General features: G+C 70.8%; 19 protein-coding genes. 9 read left to right on the forward strand and 10 right to left on the reverse strand.

Annotated features, from left to right (window positions below; all coding sequences use genetic code 11):
• Positions 1 to 2: 2 nt before the first annotated feature.
• The 4 genes from ACFFCN_RS04410 (at position 3) to ACFFCN_RS04425 (ending at position 5473) form a co-directional block, all read left to right on the forward strand.
• Entirely contained in the window at positions 3 to 1136 is a 1134-nt protein-coding gene (locus ACFFCN_RS04410) for a DUF58 domain-containing protein (protein WP_375489916.1), read from the forward strand.
• Positions 1133 to 3502 (forward strand): transglutaminase domain-containing protein, encoded by a 2370-nt coding sequence (locus ACFFCN_RS04415; RefSeq protein ID WP_375489917.1) that lies wholly within the window; start codon positions 1133 to 1135, stop codon positions 3500 to 3502. The genes ACFFCN_RS04410 and ACFFCN_RS04415 overlap by 4 nt, the downstream gene beginning before the upstream one ends.
• Positions 3503 to 3506: 4 nt before the next feature.
• On the forward strand, positions 3507 to 5018 hold the full coding sequence (locus ACFFCN_RS04420; protein ID WP_375489918.1) for an ArnT family glycosyltransferase: 1512 nt from the start codon (positions 3507 to 3509) through the stop codon (positions 5016 to 5018).
• Between the two features lie 80 nt (positions 5019 to 5098).
• On the forward strand, positions 5099 to 5473 hold the full coding sequence (locus tag ACFFCN_RS04425) for a hypothetical protein (RefSeq protein ID WP_375489919.1): 375 nt from the start codon (positions 5099 to 5101) through the stop codon (positions 5471 to 5473).
• A 115-nt stretch (positions 5474 to 5588) separates the two neighbouring features.
• Here the strand turns inward: ACFFCN_RS04425 and ACFFCN_RS04430 are convergent, their stop codons facing one another.
• From ACFFCN_RS04430 to ACFFCN_RS04440, 3 genes are read right to left on the reverse strand one after another with little or no spacing between them, the layout of a single operon-like run.
• Complete coding sequence (locus ACFFCN_RS04430; protein ID WP_375489920.1) at positions 5589 to 7058, reverse strand: MFS transporter; 1470 nt, start codon at positions 7056 to 7058, stop codon at positions 5589 to 5591.
• A 43-nt stretch (positions 7059 to 7101) separates the two neighbouring features.
• A complete protein-coding gene (locus tag ACFFCN_RS04435) occupies positions 7102 to 8373 on the reverse strand; it encodes an MFS transporter (RefSeq protein WP_375489921.1) in 1272 nt (423 codons plus the stop codon).
• Positions 8370 to 8828: a MarR family winged helix-turn-helix transcriptional regulator gene (locus ACFFCN_RS04440; RefSeq protein ID WP_375489922.1), complete on the reverse strand. Its 459-nt coding sequence runs from the start codon at positions 8826 to 8828 to the stop codon at positions 8370 to 8372. The genes ACFFCN_RS04435 and ACFFCN_RS04440 overlap by 4 nt, the downstream gene beginning before the upstream one ends.
• A gap of 121 nt (positions 8829 to 8949) precedes the next feature.
• Between ACFFCN_RS04440 and ACFFCN_RS04445 the strand changes: the two genes are divergently transcribed.
• The gene (locus tag ACFFCN_RS04445; protein ID WP_375489923.1) at positions 8950 to 11154 is read left to right on the forward strand and encodes a thiamine pyrophosphate-dependent enzyme; all 2205 of its coding nucleotides are present in this window, start codon (positions 8950 to 8952) and stop codon (positions 11152 to 11154) included.
• An 80-nt stretch (positions 11155 to 11234) separates the two neighbouring features.
• Here the strand turns inward: ACFFCN_RS04445 and lat are convergent, their stop codons facing one another.
• From lat to ACFFCN_RS04460, 3 genes are all read right to left on the reverse strand, one after another.
• On the reverse strand, positions 11235 to 12530 hold the full coding sequence (gene lat / locus ACFFCN_RS04450) for an L-lysine 6-transaminase (RefSeq protein WP_375489977.1): 1296 nt from the start codon (positions 12528 to 12530) through the stop codon (positions 11235 to 11237).
• Between the two features lie 37 nt (positions 12531 to 12567).
• Positions 12568 to 13074, reverse strand: a complete 507-nt coding sequence (locus ACFFCN_RS04455) for an Lrp/AsnC family transcriptional regulator (protein WP_375489978.1) — start codon at positions 13072 to 13074, stop codon at positions 12568 to 12570.
• A gap of 75 nt (positions 13075 to 13149) precedes the next feature.
• The gene (locus tag ACFFCN_RS04460) at positions 13150 to 13944 is read right to left on the reverse strand and encodes a PP2C family protein-serine/threonine phosphatase (protein WP_375489924.1); all 795 of its coding nucleotides are present in this window, start codon (positions 13942 to 13944) and stop codon (positions 13150 to 13152) included.
• A gap of 207 nt (positions 13945 to 14151) precedes the next feature.
• On the opposite strand from ACFFCN_RS04460, the gene ACFFCN_RS04465 reads away from it, so the two are divergent.
• From ACFFCN_RS04465 to ACFFCN_RS04475, 3 genes are all read left to right on the forward strand, one after another.
• Positions 14152 to 14598: a universal stress protein gene (locus tag ACFFCN_RS04465; RefSeq protein WP_375489925.1), complete on the forward strand. Its 447-nt coding sequence runs from the start codon at positions 14152 to 14154 to the stop codon at positions 14596 to 14598.
• Positions 14599 to 14640: 42 nt separating this feature from the next.
• Positions 14641 to 15504 carry a serine/threonine-protein kinase gene (locus ACFFCN_RS04470; protein WP_375489926.1) on the forward strand — a complete coding sequence of 288 codons (864 nt, stop codon included), beginning with the start codon at positions 14641 to 14643 and terminating at the stop codon, positions 15502 to 15504.
• A gap of 83 nt (positions 15505 to 15587) precedes the next feature.
• Positions 15588 to 16112 carry a cysteine dioxygenase family protein gene (locus tag ACFFCN_RS04475; protein ID WP_375489927.1) on the forward strand — a complete coding sequence of 175 codons (525 nt, stop codon included), beginning with the start codon at positions 15588 to 15590 and terminating at the stop codon, positions 16110 to 16112.
• Positions 16113 to 16119: 7 nt separating this feature from the next.
• On the opposite strand, the gene ACFFCN_RS04480 is transcribed toward ACFFCN_RS04475, so the two are convergent.
• The 4 genes from ACFFCN_RS04480 to ACFFCN_RS04495 form a co-directional block, all read right to left on the reverse strand.
• Positions 16120 to 16413, reverse strand: a complete 294-nt coding sequence (locus ACFFCN_RS04480) for a hypothetical protein (protein ID WP_375489928.1) — start codon at positions 16411 to 16413, stop codon at positions 16120 to 16122.
• A 9-nt stretch (positions 16414 to 16422) separates the two neighbouring features.
• Positions 16423 to 18063 carry a sodium:solute symporter family protein gene (locus ACFFCN_RS04485; protein WP_375489929.1) on the reverse strand — a complete coding sequence of 547 codons (1641 nt, stop codon included), beginning with the start codon at positions 18061 to 18063 and terminating at the stop codon, positions 16423 to 16425.
• A 105-nt stretch (positions 18064 to 18168) separates the two neighbouring features.
• Entirely contained in the window at positions 18169 to 18426 is a 258-nt protein-coding gene (locus ACFFCN_RS04490; protein ID WP_375489930.1) for a hypothetical protein, read from the reverse strand.
• Between the two features lie 40 nt (positions 18427 to 18466).
• Positions 18467 to 19702 carry an acyl-CoA dehydrogenase family protein gene (locus ACFFCN_RS04495; protein WP_375489931.1) on the reverse strand — a complete coding sequence of 412 codons (1236 nt, stop codon included), beginning with the start codon at positions 19700 to 19702 and terminating at the stop codon, positions 18467 to 18469.
• Positions 19703 to 19817: 115 nt separating this feature from the next.
• On the opposite strand from ACFFCN_RS04495, the gene ACFFCN_RS04500 reads away from it, so the two are divergent.
• A complete protein-coding gene (locus tag ACFFCN_RS04500) occupies positions 19818 to 20711 on the forward strand; it encodes an NAD(P)H-binding protein (protein WP_375489932.1) in 894 nt (297 codons plus the stop codon).
• The last annotated feature ends 3 nt before the right edge of the window (positions 20712 to 20714 follow it).

The raw sequence follows: 20714 nt of genomic DNA on the forward strand, positions 1-20714 counted from the left end.
TCATGACGCCGTTCGGACTCGCCGCCCTGCTCGGCGGCGGTGGTTCGCTCACCCTCGGCCTGGTGTTCGACTGGCCGCCGTTCGACATCATCGGCATCGGTCTGCTCGCCGCCGTCGTGCTCGGCTTCGCCTCGGTGGCCCGGCCGTCACGGGTGACGATCGAGCGTGAGATCCAGCCGCCGCGGGTGCCGAAGGGCGAACCGGCGATCGCGCTGCTGACGTTCGTCAACCGCGGCCGCCGGCCGGTGCCGACGACCATCGCGACGCAACACTTCAGCGCGCAGCGCGTGCGCACCGTCATCCCCAGCCTGCGCGGGCGAGAAAGGGGCACGCGCGCCTACCGGCTGCCGACGACACGCCGCGGCGTCTACGACGTCGAGCCCGTGGAGATCGTGCGGCGCGACCCGTTCGAGTTGTTCCGGTTGATCCGCAAACAGGGCGACACGCAGCGCATCCAGGTCTATCCGCGGGTGCTCGACTTCGCCCGGCTGCCGACCGGGCAGTCGCGCTACATCGAGGGGCCGTCGTCGGACATGTCCCCGCAGGGCACGATCACCTTCCACCGGCTGCGCGAGTACGTGCCCGGTGACGACCTGCGCCTGGTGCACTGGCGTTCGTCCGCGCACGCCGGCCAGCTGCTGATCAAGCACAACGTGGACACCTCGCAGCCGTACACCGTGGTCATGTTCGACCTGCGGCCCGCGCGCTACACCGCCGAGTCGTTCGAGCAGGCCGTGGACGTCGTGGCGTCGGTGGTCGTCTCGGCCGGCCGCGACAAGGCTCCCGCCGAACTGCGCTGCACCGACGGCGCGATCATCGGCGGCCCGCAGGCCCACATCGTCACCCCGTTGATCGACTACCTCACCAGCGTCGAGGCCACTTCGGCCGGGTCGCTGCGGGAGCAGCTGCTGGCGCTGCGGCACGCGCACGGCGGCACCGAGCTCGTGGTCGTCACCGGCGTGCTCGACCACGCCGACCTGCCCGCGGTTGCCGCGCTGCGCCGCCGCTTCGACCGGCTGGTGGTCGTCACGATCGACCCCGCGGCAGAGCAGCTCCAGTTCCCGGGCGTGCGCATCGTCGCGGCCGCGGACGCGGATGCCGCGCGCGACGGCTGGAATCTGCAGGCACGCGAATGACCTTCGTGCGCCGCGTCCTGCCGCTGACGATCCTGCCGCTGGCCATGCTGGCAACCGGACTGGCCAGCGTGCCGTGGTTGCGCTCGTTCCCGTCCTCGGTCATCGCCGTCCCGCTGTTCGGCGCCGCCGCGTTGTCCGTGCTCCTTCCTGTGGTGAGCTACGGCATCGGTGTGCGCAGGCTGTGGCTGACGATGCTGATCGACGTCGCGTTGTTCGTCTTCTACGAGCTGACGGTCGTGCTGCGCGACCCCGGCGGCTTCAGCGATCTGTACGACGGCCTGGTGCACGGTCCGGCGCAGCTGCTCAGCTTCGCGCTGCCGCTGGTCAGCCCGCGCTCGCTGCTGGTCGCGCCGATCGCGCTGTGCTGGGCGAGTGGCGGCGTGCTCGGCGAGTGCGTCGCGCGCGGCTGGCGGACGGTGCTGCCCTACTTCGGCTTGCTGGTGGCGCTCGCCCTGTCCTATGCCGCGACCACGCGTGCCATCACCGCCGGCACGGTCAGCAGGCGCTCGGACACGCTGATCGCCGTCTCGTTGCTGCTCGTCCTCCTGCTGCTGCGCGCGGTGGGCGCGTGGATCGCGCAGGAAGCGTCGGCGACAGCAGGGTCCGCGGACAACCTGCTGCCGATCCGCAGCGTCGGCGTCGGGGTCGTGCTCGCCGTACTGGTCGCGGCGTTCGCCGGAGCGCTCGTGCGCGCGCCGGCCTTCTCGGGTCCACCGACCGGCGCCGCGCGGCAGCCGTCGATTAACCACGCGTCGTCGCTGACACCGCTCTCGTTCGTCGCCGGACTGCGTCCGTCCTCGCCGACCTCACGCGGCCGTGAGCTGTTCCGGATGACGACCGACCGCGCAAGCTCGAACTACGTCGCGCTGGCGAGCGTCGATCGTTACGACGGCGACGGCTGGTCCTTCCAGCGCACGTTCCGCCCGTCCGGCGGGGTCCTGCCCGCGGACACCGACACCGAGCTGAACCCGGGCGACGCGGACGTCGACCAGTCGTACCGCATCGACGCCGGACCGATGAGCGGCAGCGCCTGGGTGCCGTCGCTCTACCGCGCGCGCCGGGTCAGCGGTGTCGGCGTCGACGTCGACCCGGCGAGCGGCATGATCGTTCCCGATCAACCACTGCATGCCGGGCAGACCTACGGCGTGGAGTCGGCGAGCTCAGCGCTGCCGTTCGACGAACTCAAGGCATCGGCGACGGTCACCGACTATGCGCCGGCCAACCTGGCGCTCCCGCCGAACCCCACGCTGACGCAGGCGCTCGCGACCCTGGTGTCGTCGTTGGAAACGGAGACGGGCACGCACAGCGTGCCGGGAATCGCGTTCCTGCAGGCCGTTGCACGCGACTTCCGCACCCGCTCCGCGCTTGCCACGAACGTCCCCGCACCGACGCCGTCCCCGTCGCCCTTGCCGTCGCCCTCGCCAACGACGACGCAGGTCGGCGCACCGGCCGCGCAGGCCGCCGGCGGCACCGGTTTCGCCGACGTGCTCGCCTCCATCCGTCAGTTCCGCTCGGCGACACCCGAGCAGTTCGCGACCCTCATGTGCCTGGTGGCGCGCCAGATCAACATTCCTGCGCGGGTCGTCACCGGCTTCCGCGTCCCGCTCCCGCACAACGCCTCCGAGCTGCCCGCGGGCACCTACCGGGTCACCTCCGCGCAGGCGTGGACGTGGGTCGAGGTGCCCGTCGCGGGTCAGGGCTGGGTCGTGCTCGATCCGTCACCCACCACGCACGCCGCCCAACGCGCGCAGTCGTCGGCGGCAGCCGCGCCCAGCCCGACGGCCACGCCCACGCCGTCACGCAGTGCGCTGATCACGCACGGCGCCGACAACAGTGGTCATCGCGTGGCTCCGCCGAGCACGGTGCCGTACCGGACGCCGGTCCCGACGCACACCGTGGTGATCGTGGTCATCGTGGTGCTCGCGCTGCTCGTCCTGGCGCTGATCGCATTCCTGGCCCTGCGCAAGGGCGCACGACGACGTCGCCGCCGCGGCGCTGCCGACCCGCGGCGACGGTTGCTCGGCGCCTGGCAGGAGAGTCTCGACCTGCTCGAAGAAGCCGGCCTGCCCGACCTCACGCACGAGAACAGCCGGGAGATCACCCGCGCGGCGCAGGAACGCTTCGGCGGTGAGTCCGCGGCGCAGGTGCGCCTGCTCGGCAACGCCGCGAACCGCGCGATCTTCAATCCGTCGCACCCGGTCGCGGCCGAGGACGCCGACGCCGCCTGGCAGGCGCAGCAGGCGCTACGGCAAGCGGTGCACGACCGGCTCGACTGGCAGTCCCGGCTGCGCAGTGGCCTGCACTACCGGCGACGCCGGGCAACCGACAAACGTCGTAGACCGATCAGCACGCGCGCGCGACACTGAAGCGGTGTCGAACGCGACCGACGTCCGCACCGAACCCGCGTCGCGGGCCGGGCCGAACGCACGGTTGTCGCGATGGGTGTGGGTCTGCGCGGCGGTGCAGTTCGTCGCACTGATCGCCACGAGCACGCGCTACGGCTTCCACCGCGACGAGATGTACTTCATCCTCTGCGGGCAGCACCCGGCCTTCGGCTATCCGGATCAGCCGCCGCTGATTCCGCTGCTGTGTGCCGCGCTGCACCATCTCGCGCCGGGATCGCTGCTGCTGCTCCGGTTGCCGTCGGCGATCATGAGCGCCGCGACCACCGTCGTGGCAGCCGTCGTCGCTCGCGACTGCCGCGGCCGGGGGCCGGCCCAGGTGGTCGCCGCGATCGGCGCGGCCACCGCCGGCTTCGCGCTCGCGGTCGGCCACATCGTGTCGACGACGACGCCCGACCTGCTCAGCTCGACGCTCGTGTGCTGGCTGGTGATCCGCGCCGTGCTCCTGCGCAGCGGCCCGCCACTGCTGTGGGCCGGCATCGTCACCGGCGTCGGCTTCGAGGCGAAACCCCAGGTCGCGTTCGTGGCCATCGTCCTCGTGCTCGCCCTGCTGGTGGCCGGGCCGCGATGGCCGCTGCGCTCGCCGTGGCTGTGGGCCGGCGCGGCGAGCGCCGCCGTGCTGGCGTTGCCGTACGTCGTGTGGCAGGCCCAGCACGGCTGGCCGCAGCTGACCGTCGCCGGCGCGGTCAGCGGCACCGCCGAGGGCGGCCGGGCCGGGTTCGTACCGTTCCAGTTCGTCCTGGTCAGTCCGGTGTTCGCGCCGGTATGGATCGCGGGGCTGGTCGCGGCCTGGCGTGGCCGCTCGCACATCCTGCGCTTCGTGCCCGTCGCCTACGCGGTGCTCGCCGTGGCCTACCTGCTCAGCAACGGCAAGGCCTACTACCTGGCCAGTGTCTACCCCGCGCTGCTCGGCATCGGCGCGATCCCGGTCGCGGCGTGGCTGGCGCGTGGCCGCGGACGCATGCGGGTCGCCGCGGTCGCCGCAGTCGTGGCGGCGGTGGTCAGCGCGGTCATCGCGCTGCCACTTCTGCCCGCCGACGATCTGCAGGGCAGTGCCACGATGGCGCTCAACCCGGACCAGGGCGAGACGGTCGGCTGGCAACGCTTCGCGCACACCGTGTCGCGCGTCTGGCACGGGCTGCCCGCGGACCAACGTGCACACACGGTGATCTTCACCGGTAACTACGGCGAAGCGGGCGCCGTCGACCTGCTCGGCGCAAGACTCGGCCTGCCACGCGCCTACAGCGGGCACAACGCACTCGCTGCGTGGGGCGAGCCTCCGGCGAGCGCCACCCAGGTGGTCGTGCTGGGCTACACCGGCGCGCGGGACGCAGCCCCCGAGTTCGTCGGCTGTGTCCGGCGCGCCCGCATCGACGACGGGGTCGGTCTGGACAACGACGAGCAGGGTGGCCCCGTGCTCGTCTGCCGACCCAGCGCTGCGTGGCGAGTGTTGTGGCCGCGACTGCGGCACTACGACTGACCCGGGTGATGCGCATCCTGCGTGCCGGAACGCGTCAGGCTGTGCCCGCGCAGTGGCCGAGCCGTGCAAGGATGCTGCGCATGACGGCCGGAACCAAGCGTTCGCTGGCCCTCGCCGGGCTGCTTGCCGGTGCCGGAGCAACGCACTTCGTCTTCCCGGCGTTCTACGACGCGATGATCCCCGAATCGCTGCCCGGGCCGGCGCGCAGGTGGACACAGGGCTCGGGTGCGGTGGAGTTGCTCGTCGCCACGGCGGTCACGCTGCCGCGCACGCGCCGCACGGGTGGCCTGGGCGCCGCGCTGCTGTTCGCCGGGGTGCTGCCGGCCAACGTCAAGATGGCCCTGGACGCCCGGCACGCCCGCTCGACGCCGTACCGCGTCGGCACCTGGCTACGGCTGCCGTTGCAGCTGCCGCTCATCGCGTGGGCGTGGCAGGTACGACGCTCGGCCTGCTGACCGATCCGCGCCTGGCGGATCCCGCACTTGGCACTGCGCTGTCGCGCCGGTGAAGATCGTCTGACCGCTGCGGGCAGGTGCCAAGTGCCCTCGGGGACCCGCTCGGTGCGCTGCGTCAGCCGGCTACGGCGTGCTCTCGTATCTGCGGCTCGGGTTCGTCACCTGCGGCGATGAGATCGGCGGTGCGTCCGGCGCTACGCCGCCCCGCGCGGCCGGTCGTCGCCGCACCGAGCACCAGCACCGCGACGCCGCAGCCGACGAGGATCCACCACCCGGTGCGGCTCGCGGCGACGAACCCGCTGCTCAGCGAGCCGCCGAAAGCGCCGACGCCGCTGGCCAGCACCGACCCGACGACCGCCACGCCGAGCGCAGCACCGACCTGCCGGCTGGTCGAGGCGACCGCCGCGGCGACCCCGGCCTGCGCGCGCGGCATGCCGGACACCGCGGTGTTCGTGATCGGCGCGTTCACGATCCCGAAGCCCATGGCGAACACGGTGTACGTCGCGATCAACGCGAAGGTGGACTCGTGCGCCGAGGTCGGCACCAGCAGCAGGGCACCGATGGTCATCAACGCACCCGCGGCGATGAGCGGCAGCCGCGGCCCACGGCTCGCGACGACCCGGCCGGACAGCGGCGCGAAGACGATCGTCACCACGGCGAACGGCAGCAGGTGCAACCCGGCGGCGAGCGGCTCCAGGCGGCGCACGTCCTGCAGGTACAGCGTCGTCAGGAACAGGAATCCGGAGAACGACCCGAAGGCGCACACCGCGATCACCGTGGCGCCGCTGAACGGCACGCTGCGGAAGAAGCGCAGGTCGATCAGCGGGTCGGTGCGGCGTGGTTCGTACCGCAGCAACGCGACGAGCGCAGCGAGTGCGAGCACGAAGGCCGTGATGGTCTGCGCCGACACCCAACCCGCGCGCGGGGATTCGATGATGCCGAACGTCACGCCGGCCAGGACCACGATGACGAGTGCCTGCCCGATCGGGTCCGGCCGCCTGGCGCGCTGCGCCCGCGACTCGGGCACGAACAGTGCGGCGAGTACGAACGCAGCGACCCCGATCGGCACGTTGATCCAGAAGATCGACCGCCAGCCGACGGCATCGATGAGTGCGCCGCCGACCACCGGGCCGAGTCCGAGGCTCAGCCCGATGACACCGCCCCACACGCCGATCGCGCGGGCGCGCTCCTTCGGGTCGGTGAAGACGTTGGTGATGATCGACATCGCGACCGGGTTGAGCATCGAGCCGCCGACGGCCTGCATCGCGCGGAACGCGATCAGCCAGCCGAGGCTGGGGGCGATGCTGCACAGCAGCGAGCCGATCGAGAACACCGCGAGGCCGATCTGGAACAGCCGGCGGCGGCCGATCCGGTCCGCGGTCGAACCGGACAGCATCAGCAGGCTGGCCAGCACCACCGTGTAGGCATCGATCGTCCACTGCAGGTCGGGCAGCGACGCGTGCAGGTCGGTGCGGATGGTGTTGAGCCCGACGTTGACGATGGTGTTGTCCATGCCGACGATCAGCAGGCTCATGCAGCAGATCGCCAGGATGAGCAGCCGTCGGCGGTGAGTCAGGTCGGGCACTGCACCCACAGTAGTTAGTTAGCCGAACTATCGCTTTGTGATGTCAGTCCTCATTGCCGACGCCCGCGCCGACCCGCAGCTCGTCGACCCGCTCGGCCTCGTCCAGCTCGTTGCGTTCGGGTTGCTGCGTCTGGCCGCGGTCGGCGGCGTCGAGTGCACGGTGCACCGTCGAGAGCGCGACGGCGGCCGCCAGCACGGTGCCGGCGCCGAGCAGGAACGGCACCATGGCGTTGCCGTCCGGGCTCACCAGCTTGCTGGCGACGAACGGCGCGAGGCCGCCGCCGATGAACCGGACGAAGCCGTAGGTCGCGGACGCCACCGGTCGTTCGACCGGCGCGATGCTCATCACCGCGGTGGTCACCAGGGTGTTGTTCACCCCGATGAACGCCCCCGCGACGATGACGGCGGCGATGACGGTGGCCTTGGAGTCCCACCAGATCGCGATGACCGCGAGGTCGGCCGCCATCAGCACGAAGTTGCCGTACAGCGTGCGCGGCGTACCGAACCGGGCCTTGAGCCACGGCGCGCCCCACACGGCGAAGACGGCGACGAGCACACCCCACGCGCAGAAGACGAGGCCGAGCTGTTGCGGGCTGATCGGACGCATCAGGAACGGCGAGTAGCCGAGCAGCGTGAAGAAGCCCCAGTTGTAGAGCAGGCCGACGCCGCCCGTGGTGGCGAGTGCACGGTGCCGCAGCGCCTTGATCGGTTCGGTGATGCTCTCCCGACGCTTGGGCCGCGGTGTGCTCGGCAGCAGGATCAGCGTCGCGACCAGCGCGATCGCCATCAGCGCGGACACCCCGAAGAACGGTCCGCGGCGGCTGATCGAGCCGAGCTCGCCGCCGAGCAGCGGACCGAGCGCGATACCGACGCCGAGCGCGGTCTCGTAGAGGATGATCGCGCCGGCGAACCCACCGGTGGCCGAGCTGACGATGACTGCCAGCGAGGTGGCGATGAACAGGGCGTTGCCGAGTCCCCACCCGGCGCGGAAGCCGACGATGCCGTCGATGGTGTTCGACGACCCGGCCAATGCGGCGAAGATGACGATCAGCACCAGCCCGGCGATGAGCGTGCGTTTGGCGCCGATGCGGCTGGACACCCAGCCGGTGACGAGCATCGCGACAGCCGTGACGACGAGATAGCTGGTGAACAGCAGCTCGACCTGGCTGGGCGACGCGTGCAGCTTCGAGCTCAACGCGGGCAGGATCGGGTCGACGAGCCCGATCCCCATGAAGGAGATCACGCAGGCGAACGCGACCGCCCACACCGCCTTCGGTTGCCGGAACGGGTTGGCGGCATTCTCGCCGTGTGTCATCGGGCGTTCTTCCTTGTCGGGGATGTGTCGGGTTCGTCGACGGTGAGCAGCCGGTCCAAGGCGGGCGTTGCGGCGAGCAGGGCGCGCCGGTCGGCGTCGTCGAGCTGTTCGAGACGCTCGCGCAGCAACTCGGCGCGTGCGGCGTGCCGCTCGACGAGCAGCGCACGGCCGGCGTCGGTGAGGCGGACGAGCGTCGCGCGCCGGTCGGTCGGGTCCGCGGCGCGTTCGGCGTAGCCGGCCTCGGCCAGCCGGTTGACCAGCACCGTGACGCCGGGCTGGGTCATCGCCTCGCGTTCGGCGAGCTCGGACACGCGCAGCGGGCCCTCGGTGGCCAGCCGGTTGAGCGCGCTGGCCGTCGAGGCACTCACCGGCTGGGCGGCGTTGCGCCGTAGCCAGACGACCAGCCGCTCGAGCGCGGTGGCCAGTTCGCCGGCAGTCACCTCGGTCGTTTGCATAGCTCAATTATATAACGTGCTTATCTATATCCGCCACACAGCGGCGCCCGACCCCGGCCGCCCGAATGAGTGGCGGACCGGATGCCGACCGGCGACGACGCGCCGCAGACGGTGCGGCAAGATGCGCACGGTGAGCGCCGGCGAGCAGTCCCCGCACGATGCGCTCGACGATTCGGTGCGCGCGGGGCTGCGCGACATCCGGGCGACCGGCGACGATCCCGACACCGGCGGGGCACGATCGAACTCGCACCTGCACACGATCTTCGACGCGATGGCCGGCAGCCGGCTGCTCGACATCCACGCCCGCCGGCTGCGCGAGAGCGGCCGCGGCTTCTACACGATCGGTTCGGCGGGGCACGAGTCGAACGCCTTCGTCGCGGCCGCGCTGCGTCCGGGTGACCCCGCGCTGCTGCACTACCGCTCGGGCGCGTTCTTCCTCATGCGTGCGATGCAGGCGGGGCGCACGCTCGACGACGCGCTGCGAGCCGTGCTGCTCGGCATGCTCGCGAGCACCGCGGACCCGGCGTCCGGCGGCCGGCACAAGGTGTGGGGCGACGCCGCCCTGGCCGTCATGCCGCAGACGTCGACGATCGCGTCGCACCTGCCGCGCGCGCTCGGCGTGGCGCTGTCACTCGCGCGGGCGAAGCGACTGGGCGTGCCGAACCGCTGGCAGCCCGACGCCGTCACCGTGTGCAGCTTCGGCGACGCGAGCATCAATCACTCGACCGCGGTCGGTGCGCTGAACGCCGCCGGGTACGCAGCGGTGCAGGGGCTGCCGCTGCCGCTGCTGTTCGTCTGCGAGGACAACGGCATCGGCATCTCGGTACCGACGCCGGCGGGCTGGGTCGCGGCGGCGGCACAGCGACCGGGCATCAAGTACTTCGCCGCCGCGGGCGACGACCCGGACGGCGCCGCCGCACAGGCGCAGGCCGCGGCGGACTTCGCCCGCCGCCGGCGTCGCCCGGCTCTGCTGCACCTGACGACGGTGCGCTACCTCAGCCATGCCGGCAGCGACGTCGAGGCGGCGTACCGCGCGAGCACCGAGATCGGCGCCGACCGCGCCAAGGATCCGCTGCTGGCACTCGGGCGCCGCCTCGGCGATCCGCATCTGGCCGACCGGTACGCCGAGATCGATGCATGCATCGCGGCGATCGCCGATGACCTCGCCGACACTCCCACGCTGCGCGACGCGGCCGCGGTGATGGCACCCCTCGCGCCGCGCGCCGCAGCGCCGCTGAGCGCACCCGTCGCCGATGACGACCGACGGCGCGAGGTGTTCGGCGCAAAGCTGCCCGAGGACGCCGGGCCCATGACGCTCGCGCAGTCGATCAACGCCGCACTCACCGATTCACTCGCCGCCCGGCCGGAGATGCTGGTCTTCGGCGAGGACGTCGGCCGCAAGGGCGGTGTCTACGGCGTCACCCGAGGCCTGCAGCAGCGCTTCGGTGCCGCCCGGGTGTTCGACACCCTGCTCGACGAGCAGTCCATCCTGGGCTTCGGCCTCGGCCTCGGCGTGAGCGGCATGCTGCCGGTGCCGGAGATCCAGTACCTCGCCTACCTGCACAACGCCGAGGATCAACTGCGCGGTGAGGCGGCGAGCCTGCGGTTCTTCTCCGACGGCGCGTTCACCAATCCGCTCGTCCTGCGGGTGCAGGGGCTGGCGTACCAGAAGGGGTTCGGCGGCCACTTCCACAACGACAACGCCGTCGCCGTGCTGCGCGACATCCCCGGTCTCGTCGTCGCCGTGCCGTCCCGCCCGGAGGACGCCGCGCCGATGCTGCGCGGCTGCCTGACCGCCGCGCGGGCGACGGGCCAGGTGAGCGTGTTCCTGGAACCCATCGCGCTGTATCACGAGCGCGACCTGCACGAGCCGGGCGACCGCGGCTGGCTCGGCAGCTACTCCCCCGACGCCGTCGCACAGCTCGGGTCGGCGCGGCTGCACGACTGCGGCACCGACGGCACGGACCTGACGATCGTCACCTTCGGCAACGGCGTGCGGATGAGCCTGCGGGTGGCGCGCCGCCTCGCGGCAGAGGGGCGCGCGGTGCAGGTGCTGGACCTGCGCTGGATCGTCCCGCTCAACTTCGACGAGATCTTCCGTGCCGTGTCCGGCACGAACCGGGTGCTGGTGGCCGACGAGACGCGGCACAACGCCGGCGTCGGCGAAGGCGTGCTCGCGATGCTCATCGACGCCGGTTACCCCGGCCGGCGCCTCGCGCGAGTCGCGAGCCGGGACAGCTTCGTCCCGCTCGGTGACGCTGCCAACCTCGTCCTGCTCGGCGAGGACGAGATCGAGCGCGTCGCGCGCGCCCTCCTCGCCCGCTGAGTCACGTCTTCCCACCCGAGATGGTCGCGGATCCGGCGGAAATGACGACCATCTCGGGTGGGAAGACGCAACTGGTCAGGTCAGGTCAGGGCGGCCAGGACGCGGTCGAGCGCGGCGACGCCGCGGTCGATCTCGTCCTCGGTGACGGTCAGCGGCGGGCGCACGCGCAGTGCGCTGGCGCCGCAGCCGAGGACGAGCACATGCTCGTCGGCACGTAAGCGCGTGACGACGTCGTCACGCAGCTGCGCCGACGGCAGCGTGATGGCGCACATGAGCCCACGACCGCGGACCTCGGACACCACGGCGTGCTTCGCGGCGAGTGCCTCGAGCTGGCCCAGCAGGTGCTTGCCCAGCACGCCGGCGCGGGTGATCAGGTCGTCGGATTCGATGACCTCGAGGATGCGTCGCGAGCGCACCATGTCCGTGAGGTTGCCGCCCCAGGTGGAGTTGATGCGCGAGGACACCGCGAAGACGTTGTCCGGCACCTCGTCGACGCGGCCGCCGGCCATCACGCCGCAGACCTGCGCCTTCTTGCCGAAGGCCACGACGTCCGGAGTGACGCCGAGCTGCTGGTAGGCCCACGCCGTGCCGGTCATGCCGACGCCGGTCTGCACCTCGTCCATGACGAACAGCGCATTGAACTCGCGGCACAGCGCCTGCATGGCCTGCAGGAACTCCGGTCGGAAGTGGTTGTCGCCGCCCTCACCCTGGATCGGCTCGGCGACGAAGCAGGCGATGTCGTGCGGGTGCTGTTCGAAGGCGTGCCGCGCTGCAGCCAGGGCCGTCTGCTCCGCTGCTGCGACGTCAGCACTGCCGTTGATCGACGGCGACGGGATCCGTGGCCAGTCGAACTTCGGGAACCGCGCGACCTTGTTCGGGTCGGTGTTCGTCAGGCTCATCGTGTAGCCGCTGCGGCCGTGGAACGCCTTCTCCAGGTGCAGCACCTTCGTGCCGAGCGCGGGGTCGATGCCGTGCGCCTCGTTCCACCGGCTCTTCCAGTCGAACGCGACCTTGAGCGCGTTCTCCACGGCGAGCGCACCGCCGTCGACGAAGAACAGGTGCGGCAGCGCCGGATCGCCGAGCACGCGCGCGAACGTGTCGACGAAGCGCGCCATCGGCACCGTGTAGATGTCGGAGTTGCTCGGCTTGTTGATCGCCGCCTCGGCGAGTTCCGCGCGCGCGGCGTCGCTGGTGAGCGCCGGGTGGTTCATGCCGATCGCCGACGAGGCGAAGAAGGTGAACATGTCCAGGTACTGCGTGCCGTCGCGCGCGTCGACCAGCGTTGTGCCGGTCGACGCGGCGAGATCGAGCACCAGGTCGTAGCCGTCGGCCAGCATGTGCGCCGCGATCGTCGCGTGCACGTCGGCCGGGTCCAGCGAGGCGGGGGTCCGGATGTCCGTCATGGCGGCGATGCTATCGGACGTTCTCCGGTTCGATCACACGGTGACCGGAACTTTTTCCGTTCAAGGCGGGCAGGTCCGGAACAGCAGCGCGCCGCTCGAAGAATGTCTGCAGCACCACGGTCGTGCGGGTGGAGACGTTGGCGCGTTTGCGGATCTGCCGGATGAGCTCTTCCAATGCGCTGGGCGAGGCCACCCGCACGAACAACACGTAGGCGTCGTCGCCGGCGACCGAGTGGCACGCTTCGATCTCGGACAGCCCGGCGAGCTGCTCCGGCGCGTCGTCGGGCTGTGCGGGGTCGAGCGGAGTGATGGCGATCAACGCGGCCAGCGGCAGGCCGAGGGCCTCTGGCCGGACGAGGGCCGCGTACCCGTGAATGACGCCCTCGGCCTCGAGCCGGCGCACCCGGGCCTGCACCGCGGACACGGACAGGCCGGTCAGCTCGGCGAGGGTCTTGAGCGTGCTCCGGCCGTCGGTGAGCAGCGCAGCCGCGATGCGCCGGTCGATCGGGTCGGTCAGCGTGGTCACGCGCACACGCTATCGGCCGGATACGTCGGTCCGGCGTGAATTCACGGTCGCTGGGTGCTGCCGGCCTCAGCCGGCGCCGGTCGCCTGCACAGTCGTCTGCGCAGTGGCCGACACGGGCCCGCCGCGCGGCGCGACACTGTGCACGTCGGCGACGACGACGGTGATGTTGTCGTGGCCGCCGGCGGTCAGCGCGGTGTCCAGCAGCGCGTCGGCCGCGTCCTGCGCCAGGGTGTGGGCGCCGAGCACGGACGCGATCTCGTCGTCGTCGACCTCGCCGGACAACCCGTCGGAACACACGAGGAAGCGGGTCGCCGGCCCGGGGTCGAGCGTCCACACGTCGGGAGTTACGCCGGCCGCCCCGCCGAGGGCGCGGGTGATGACGTTGCGCCGCGGGTACAGCGCCGCGGCGACCTCGCTGAGCTTGCCGGCATCGCGCAGTTCCTGCACCTCGGAGTGGTCGACACTGACCTGGGCGAGCACGCCGTCACCGTAGGAGTACACCCGCGAGTCGCCGACGTTGAAGACCACGCATCGCTCCGAAGTGTCGTCGGTCTGCGCGTCGGCCAGCGCGACACCGCACAGCGTCGTGCCCATGCCGGCGTGGCCGAGGGTGTGTGCGCCGTCCTCGCGAATCAGCCGGTCCGCGTCCACGACGGCGGCGACCACGTCGTCGGGCTGCAACGGCCCGGCGGCGAGCTCGCGCATCCGCTCGACGGCGATCCGACTCGCCACCTCGCCGGCCGCGTGGCCGCCCATGCCGTCGGCAACGACCACCAGCCGGTCCGCGACGAACACGGAGTCCTCGTTGGTCTCGCGCACCCGGCCGCGGTGGGTCACCGCGGCAGACGTCATGGTCAACATGCGGCCCCCTTCGACGCGCTGGTGCGCTCCGCGAGCACGATCGCCGCCCAGAGTAGCCAAGTCGGGGCCGCGCCGGGCGGTATCCGGGCACGTGGCGACGGCCCCGACAGCGCCGTGCTGGTCCGCTGTCGGGGGTTGTTCGGCAAGCCTTCGCCCGTGGGACGGCTGCTGCACACGAAACGCGTGGCAGCGAGCACAATCACCGGCATGGTCGCAGGCTTCGAGATCGGCACCGATGGGCCCGGCCGCATCCTCGTCGGGGTGGACGGCACCGATTCCTCGCTGCGCGCCGGCTCCTACGCCTCCGGGATGGCGCGGCGGCAGGGCTCGCACCTGATCGTGCTGTACGTGTGTCCACCGGCCGGGCTGGCCGCGCAGTCGGCCGTCACCGCGGGCGCCGTCGTGCAGACGCAGCACGAGATCGCCGAGCAGTTACGCCAACTCGTGGAGCATCGGGCCGCCGACGCGCACGTCGACGCCGAGTTCGTGTTGCGCCACGGCAACCCGTACCGCGAGCTGCTCAAGGTGGCCGACGAGTACCGCGTCGACGCCGTGGTGGTCGGCTCCTCCACCCAGTCCGGGCGTCGGTTCGTCGGCTCGCTCGCCGGCCGGCTGGTCCGTGACGCGGTGTGGCCGATCACCGTCGTCCCGTGAACCCGCGACATGTGAAGGAAATGTGAAGTAGACTTGATCGTCATGGAGAGCGGTTCCGTCGTCGGGCCGGGTACGCCCGCGTTCGGCCCCGACTACGCCGACGTCGCGCTGTTGCGCGCCGGCAGCCGCTTCACGCTGTACTCGGCCCACGAGGTCGCTGCCGAGCGCGATGTCATCGTCAAGGTGCCGAACATCGCGAGCCCGGACTGGTTGCACGACGCCCTCGAGGTCGAGGCCACCATCCTCGACGCCATTGGCCGGCATCCCAATGTCATCACGCTGTACCACCGGCTGCGTGCCCACGACGGCCGACCCGCGCTGGTGCTGGAACGCTGCCCCGGGTCCCTGGACGATGTGGCCGAGGACAACCGGATGTCGTTGCGCGAGGCCGCGGCCGCCGGAATCAAGATCGCCGACGCTCTCGAGGCGCTGCACGCGTCCGGCTACGCGCACCGCGACGTGCGACCGGCGAACGTGCTGCTGACCGCCGCCGGTGAGCCGGTGCTCGCGGGTTTCGACGAGGCCGTGCCGCTGGACGGCGATGCCGGGTACGGCCCGTTGCACATCACGACAGCGCACACCGCGCCCGAGCTGCTCGAAGGTGCAGCACCGACGCCGGCGAGCGACGTGTACGGCCTCGCGTCGACCCTCTACGAGCTCATCGCCGGGCGAGCCGCGTTCCGCGAATACACCGGCGAGTCCGCGGCGACGATCATCGTGCGCGTGCTCAGCAATCCGGTGCGCCCGATCACCACGCCCGGCGTACCGCTGGACGTGTCGGACCTGCTCACGTGGGCGCTGACCGGTGACCCGGCGCGGCGGCCGCCGACGCCCGCGTGGATCGCCGAGGAACTCGGCCGGATCGAGCGTCGACAGGGTTGGCCGCGCACCCGGCACGCCACGTAGTTCCCGGTCGGCGACCGGAGAGATGCATCATCTTCTCTATCAAGTAGCTAGACAATGTGCGAATCGTCGTGCAGAGTGGCCACGTGCACCGCGCGACGACCCGGACCGATCTCTTCCTCGATCCTGGACAGCTCATCGAGCTGACGCGCTTCTACTGTGACGAGGTCGCCGCGGGGCAGTACCCGTACATCGACTACAGCGCCTCCAGCGCGGAACAGCGCTGGCACCAGCGCATCTACCGCGACCGCCGCATGGACGTCTGGCTGATCAGCTGGCTGCCCGAACAGGGCACCCAGCTGCACGACCACGGCGGATCGTCCGGCGCGTTCAGCGTGCTGTCCGGGACGCTGACCGAGTCGGTGGTCAGCGGTGGCGCCTGCCGCGAGCTGAGCCGGGCCGGCGGCGAGAGCGTCGGATTCGGCGCGCACTACGTGCACGACGTGCGGAACACCTCGGACGACCCGGCAGTCAGCGTGCACGCGTATTCGCCACCGCTGACCACGATGACGTACTACGACCTCACCGACGGCAAGCTCGAGACGATCGCGTCCCTGGCCACCGAGGATCCGGAGCCGGCGTTGACCGAGGGGCTGCGCCGGACGGGCTGATCGCGCGTCAGCTCGCCCGCGAACTCTGCGGGCCCTCCTCGACCAGCTCGTCGGGCTCCGGTGGCGCGAGCGGGCGCAGCCGCATCCAGCCCAGCATGAACAGGCCGACGACGAGCATGCCGATGCCGGTCCACACGTTCAGATGCATGCCGGACGACTTGGCCGGGTGCATCTGCACGAGGCCGGCGATCAGCACGATCACCCCGTACAGCGTCAACAGCCCGCCGACGATCAACCGGATGTCGAACAGCCGCGCGATCCGGCTGGCCTGCTCGGCGTCGACCTTGGTCGGTTCGCTCATCACAGCCTCCTAGGCGAAGATCACGTTGAGGACGGCGGCGGCGGCCAGCACGATGCCGCCGAGCAACACGGGACGGCGCCACCAGACCTCGTGGGTCTTCGCCCCCTTGGCCCGATGTCGCGAGTACACGATGTCGCCGAGAGTGCTGGGGTCCGGCCTCGGTGTCACCGCCGTCACCGCGAGCGTGACGACCACGTCGAAGCCGAAGGCGACCACGGCCTGCACGAACGTGGGGTAGATCGCCGACCCGCTCTCGAACACCTTCACCTGGAAGAGCACGAAGGTCACGGTGCCGGTGACGACGCCGGCGAGCAGTCCCCAGAAGCCGGCCCAGGCGGACGTCTTCTTCCAGAACATGCCGAGGATGAACGTGGCGAAGATCGGCGCGTTGAAGATGCTGAACAGGTTCTGCAGGTAGACCTGGATGTTGGTGAACTGGTCGGCGATGATCGCCGTGCCGACGGCGAGGACGATGCCGATCAGTGTCACGACCCGTCCGGCGCCGAGGTAGTACCGGTCGCTGCGGTTCTTGGCCAGGTACGGCTGCAGCAGGTCGTACGTGATCACGGTGTTCAGCGAACTGACGTTGGCCGCGACACCGGCCATAAACGACGCGAACAGTCCGGTGATGGCGATGCCGAGCACACCGGAGGGCAACAGATCACCCATGAGCTTCGGGATGGCGTCGTTGTACGTGAGCGAGCCCTTCCCGAAGTTCTTGTAGGTGGCTACCGCCACCAGCCCGGGGATGACCGTGACGGCGGGGATGAGCAGCTTGGGGTACGCGGCGATGATCGGCGTGCGCCGCTGCGCGGATTCGTCCTTGGCCGACAGCGCGCGTTGCACCTCGGCGAAGTTCGTCGTCCAGTACCCGAAGGAGAGGACGAAGCCGAGGCCGAGCACGATGCCGATGAAGTCGCCGCCGATCGGGTTGGCCGGATGTGACCCGATGCCGGTGCCACCCCACGCGTGCAGCGCGTTGTCGTTCCCGGCGAACGCCTTGATCACCTTGTGCCCGAGATCGGCGAATCCGCCGACATGCACGACGGCCGCGACGGTGAGTGGGATGAGCCCGGCGAGGATGACGAAGAACTGCAGCACCTCGCCGTAGATCGCACTGGACAGGCCACCGGCACCGATGTAGATGAGCACGAACGCCGCCGACACCAGGATGCCGACGTAGAGGTTCACCCCGAGCAGGCTCTGCAACACGATGGCGAGCGCGTACAGGTTGACGCCGGCGATCAGGACGGCCGAGAGGGCGAACACGATCGCGTTGAGCACGTGCGTCGAGTCGTTGTAGCGCACCCGCAGGAACTCAGGGACCGAGCGAACCTTCGACCGGTAGTAGAACGGCATCATCACGATGCCGAGGAACACCATGGCCGGCACCGCGCCGATCCAGTAGTAGTGCACGGTGGCGACACCGAACTGTGCGCCGTTGGCCGCCTGCCCGAGGATCTCGGTCGCGCCGAGGTTGGCGCTGACGAAGGCCAGGCCGGTGATCCACGCGGGCAGCGAGCGGCCTGCGAGCAGGAAGTCGGCGCTGGTGCCCACCGAGGCCCGGGCGGCGAACCCGATGCCCAGCACCGCCACGAAGTAGATGACGAGCAGCGTGATGTCCAGCGCGCTCGGATGCAGTCGAAGCACAGACGCACTCCAGTTCCAGGCGTCTCGTCGGCCCCTTGTTGGGCTGCGCGGTTTTCCGCCCGATCACACGTCCTACCGGATAAAGCCGGTAGATCAAAGCACCCGCTAGGAGTTGGCGGCGTCCGCGGCGTTGTAGCCGATCCAGCCGGCGTAGCCCAGCAGCGCGAGCACGCCGAGCTTGCGCGTCGGCGGCAGCACCATCGCCAGCCCGATACCGACCTCGCTGGCGCCGTCGCGCAACACCCACTTGTCGGTGTCCTTCGGGAAAGCGACCTTCGTGACGTCGGTGAACGCCTCGGGTGCTACGAAGTGGGCGGCGCCGACTCCGGCGACGAGGAGACCGAGCTTGCCGGTGAGTGACATGTGGCCAGCCTGCCCCGTTGTCCGATAACTGTCACAGCGGTCACGACAGCGGGCTCCGTGGCAGCAGCGAGTCGGAGATGATCTTCTGCTGGATCTGGCTGGTGCCCTCGAAGATGGTCGTCAGGCGCGCATCGCGCCAGTAACGCTCCACCTGGTGTTCGGTCGTGTAGCCGTTGCCGCCGTACAACTGCATGGCGTCGCCGGTGACCTCGACCGCCATCTCCGTGGCGACGAGCTTGGCCATGGCCGACTCGCGCTCGGCGGGCCGGCCGTGGTCGAGCAGATCGGCGACCTGCTGGTAGAACGCCCGCGCCTGATCGACGCGGGCCGCCATCGTCGCGAGCATGAAGCGCAGCGCCTGGAAGTCGCCGATCGGGTGACCGAACTGCGCACGCTCCTGCAGGTATCCGACGCTGTCCTCGACCGCCGCCCGGGCCAGGCCGACGGCGCGCGCGGCGGTGTGCACGCGGGCGATGTTCAACCAGCGCTGCGTGTCGCGGAAGGCTTCGGTCCCCCCGGTGTCGGCACCGCCGTTCGCGCGGCCGGCGCGGTTCGCGACCGGCACCCGCACGGCGTCGAAGGTCAGGTCCCAGGTGGAGAAGCCGTGGTAGCCGATCTTGTCGATGGTCGACCCGGTGAGCCCGGCCGGGAACGCATCGCGTTCCTTGTCGACGATGAGCGTCGCAAGCCCCGCTGAGCGCTTCTCCCCCGCTGCCGGCTCGGCGGTGCGGCACAGCAGCTGGATGAAGTCGGCGGCCTTCGCATTGCCGATCCAGCGCTTGTGCCCGGTGACGACGTAGTCGTCGCCGTCCCGCTCCGCCCAGGTGCTCACCGCGGCCAGATCCGAGCCGGCATCCGGTTCGGAGAAGCCGGCGGCCCCGATCCAGTCGCCGCGCGCGCTGCGCCGCAACAGCCGTGCTCGGCGCGCGTCGTCTGCGAGGTCGGTGCCCAGGCCCTGGCCCCGCGCGATGATGCTCGCGACGCTCATCCAGCCGCGCGCGAGTTCCTCGGCAACCATCGCGTACTCGAACACGCCACATCCGAGGCCGCCGAACTCGGTGTCGATCATGATGCCGAAGTAGCCCTGCCCGCCGAGCGCGTCGACCAGACTGCGCGGCATCTCGGCGCGGCGCGGGTCCAGCTCGTCCGCGACCGGCTTGACGACCTCCGCGGTGAAGGCCCGCGCACCGTCCTGCAGGGCCGTCCGCGCATCGGTGCGGTACGCCGGCGGCAACTCGGGCGCCGGGGCGGCCACGGGAGCGGTGTCGGTGCTCATGGCGCCAGCATCCCGCACGCGACGGCGGCCACTGCCCCGCGCCGGCGCCGCGGTGTGGCAGGTGCCTCATCCGGGCGTGAGTTCGTCGCTCGTGGGGTCGGGGTATGTCACACGCATGCCGCAGACCGTCCTCGTCACCGGTGCGTCCGGGTTCGTCGGCTCGCACCTGTGCACGGCGCTCGTGGCGGCCGGGCACGACGTGCGGGCCATGACCCGCCACCCCGACGACTACGACGGCGCCGGGAAAGCCGTGTACGGCGACGTCGACGACGAGCAGAGTCTGCGCGCGGCGATGGACGGCGTCACGGCTGCGTACTACTTCGTGCACGCGCTCGGGTCCGACGACTTCGAACAGCGCGATGCCGACTCCGCACGCCGGTTCGCCGCGGCCGCTGCGGACGCCGCCCTTCGGCAGATCGTCTATCTCGGCGGCCTCGGCAGCGATCAGGACGACCTGTCGGCGCATCTGCGCTCGCGCCGGCAGGTCGAGAAGCTGCTCGGCGAGACCGGTGTGCCGGTAACAGTGCTGCGCGCGGCCGTGGTCATCGGCGACGGCGGCATCTCCTGGGAGATCACCCGTCAGCTCGTCGAGCACCTGCCGGTGATGCTCACCCCGAAGTGGACCAAGACCAGGACGCAGCCGATCGCGCTGGCCGACGTGGTGCGCTACCTGGCGGGTGTGCTGGGCAACGAGAAGGCGATCGGGCGCACCTTCGAGGTCGGCGGTCCGGACGTGCTGGAGTACGCCGACATGATGCGCCGCGCAGCCATCGTGCAGGGCAAGAAACTGCGGATGATCGACGTGCCGCTGCTGAGCACCACGTTGTCCTCGCACTGGCTGGCGTTGGTCACCGACGTCGACCTCACCACGGCGCGTAATCTCGTCGATTCGATGTCCAACGAGGTCGTGGTGCGCGACAAGTCGATCCACGACGTCGTCTCGGGCGAGGACATCGGCTACGACGAGTCGGTACGCCGCGCGCTCGCCGACCGTGCTGCCAAGTCCTGAGGG

This window comes from uncultured Jatrophihabitans sp. (genome assembly GCF_964246335.1).
In the GTDB taxonomy this organism is placed as follows: Bacteria; Actinomycetota; Actinomycetes; order Mycobacteriales; family Jatrophihabitantaceae; genus Jatrophihabitans.

Bases quoted from the DNA above. Each gene is read 5' to 3' on its own strand.
- ACFFCN_RS04410 (WP_375489916.1), top strand. From the start codon at position 3: ATGACGCCGTTCGGACTCGCCGCCCTGCTCGGCGGCGGTGGTTCGCTC.
- ACFFCN_RS04460 (WP_375489924.1), bottom strand. From the start codon at position 13,944: ATGTTGACCATGACGTCTGCCGCGGTGACCCACCGCGGCCGGGTGCGC.
- ACFFCN_RS04500 (WP_375489932.1), top strand. From the start codon at position 19,818: ATGCCGCAGACCGTCCTCGTCACCGGTGCGTCCGGGTTCGTCGGCTCG.
- ACFFCN_RS04470 (WP_375489926.1), top strand. From the start codon at position 14,641: ATGGAGAGCGGTTCCGTCGTCGGGCCGGGTACGCCCGCGTTCGGCCCC.
- ACFFCN_RS04445 (WP_375489923.1), top strand. From the start codon at position 8,950: ATGCGCACGGTGAGCGCCGGCGAGCAGTCCCCGCACGATGCGCTCGAC.
- ACFFCN_RS04490 (WP_375489930.1), bottom strand. From the start codon at position 18,426: ATGTCACTCACCGGCAAGCTCGGTCTCCTCGTCGCCGGAGTCGGCGCC.
- ACFFCN_RS04495 (WP_375489931.1), bottom strand. From the start codon at position 19,702: ATGAGCACCGACACCGCTCCCGTGGCCGCCCCGGCGCCCGAGTTGCCG.
- ACFFCN_RS04425 (WP_375489919.1), top strand. From the start codon at position 5,099: ATGACGGCCGGAACCAAGCGTTCGCTGGCCCTCGCCGGGCTGCTTGCC.
- ACFFCN_RS04415 (WP_375489917.1), top strand. From the start codon at position 1,133: ATGACCTTCGTGCGCCGCGTCCTGCCGCTGACGATCCTGCCGCTGGCC.
- ACFFCN_RS04435 (WP_375489921.1), bottom strand. From the start codon at position 8,373: ATGACACACGGCGAGAATGCCGCCAACCCGTTCCGGCAACCGAAGGCG.
- ACFFCN_RS04480 (WP_375489928.1), bottom strand. From the start codon at position 16,413: ATGAGCGAACCGACCAAGGTCGACGCCGAGCAGGCCAGCCGGATCGCG.
- ACFFCN_RS04440 (WP_375489922.1), bottom strand. From the start codon at position 8,828: ATGCAAACGACCGAGGTGACTGCCGGCGAACTGGCCACCGCGCTCGAG.
- ACFFCN_RS04465 (WP_375489925.1), top strand. From the start codon at position 14,152: ATGGTCGCAGGCTTCGAGATCGGCACCGATGGGCCCGGCCGCATCCTC.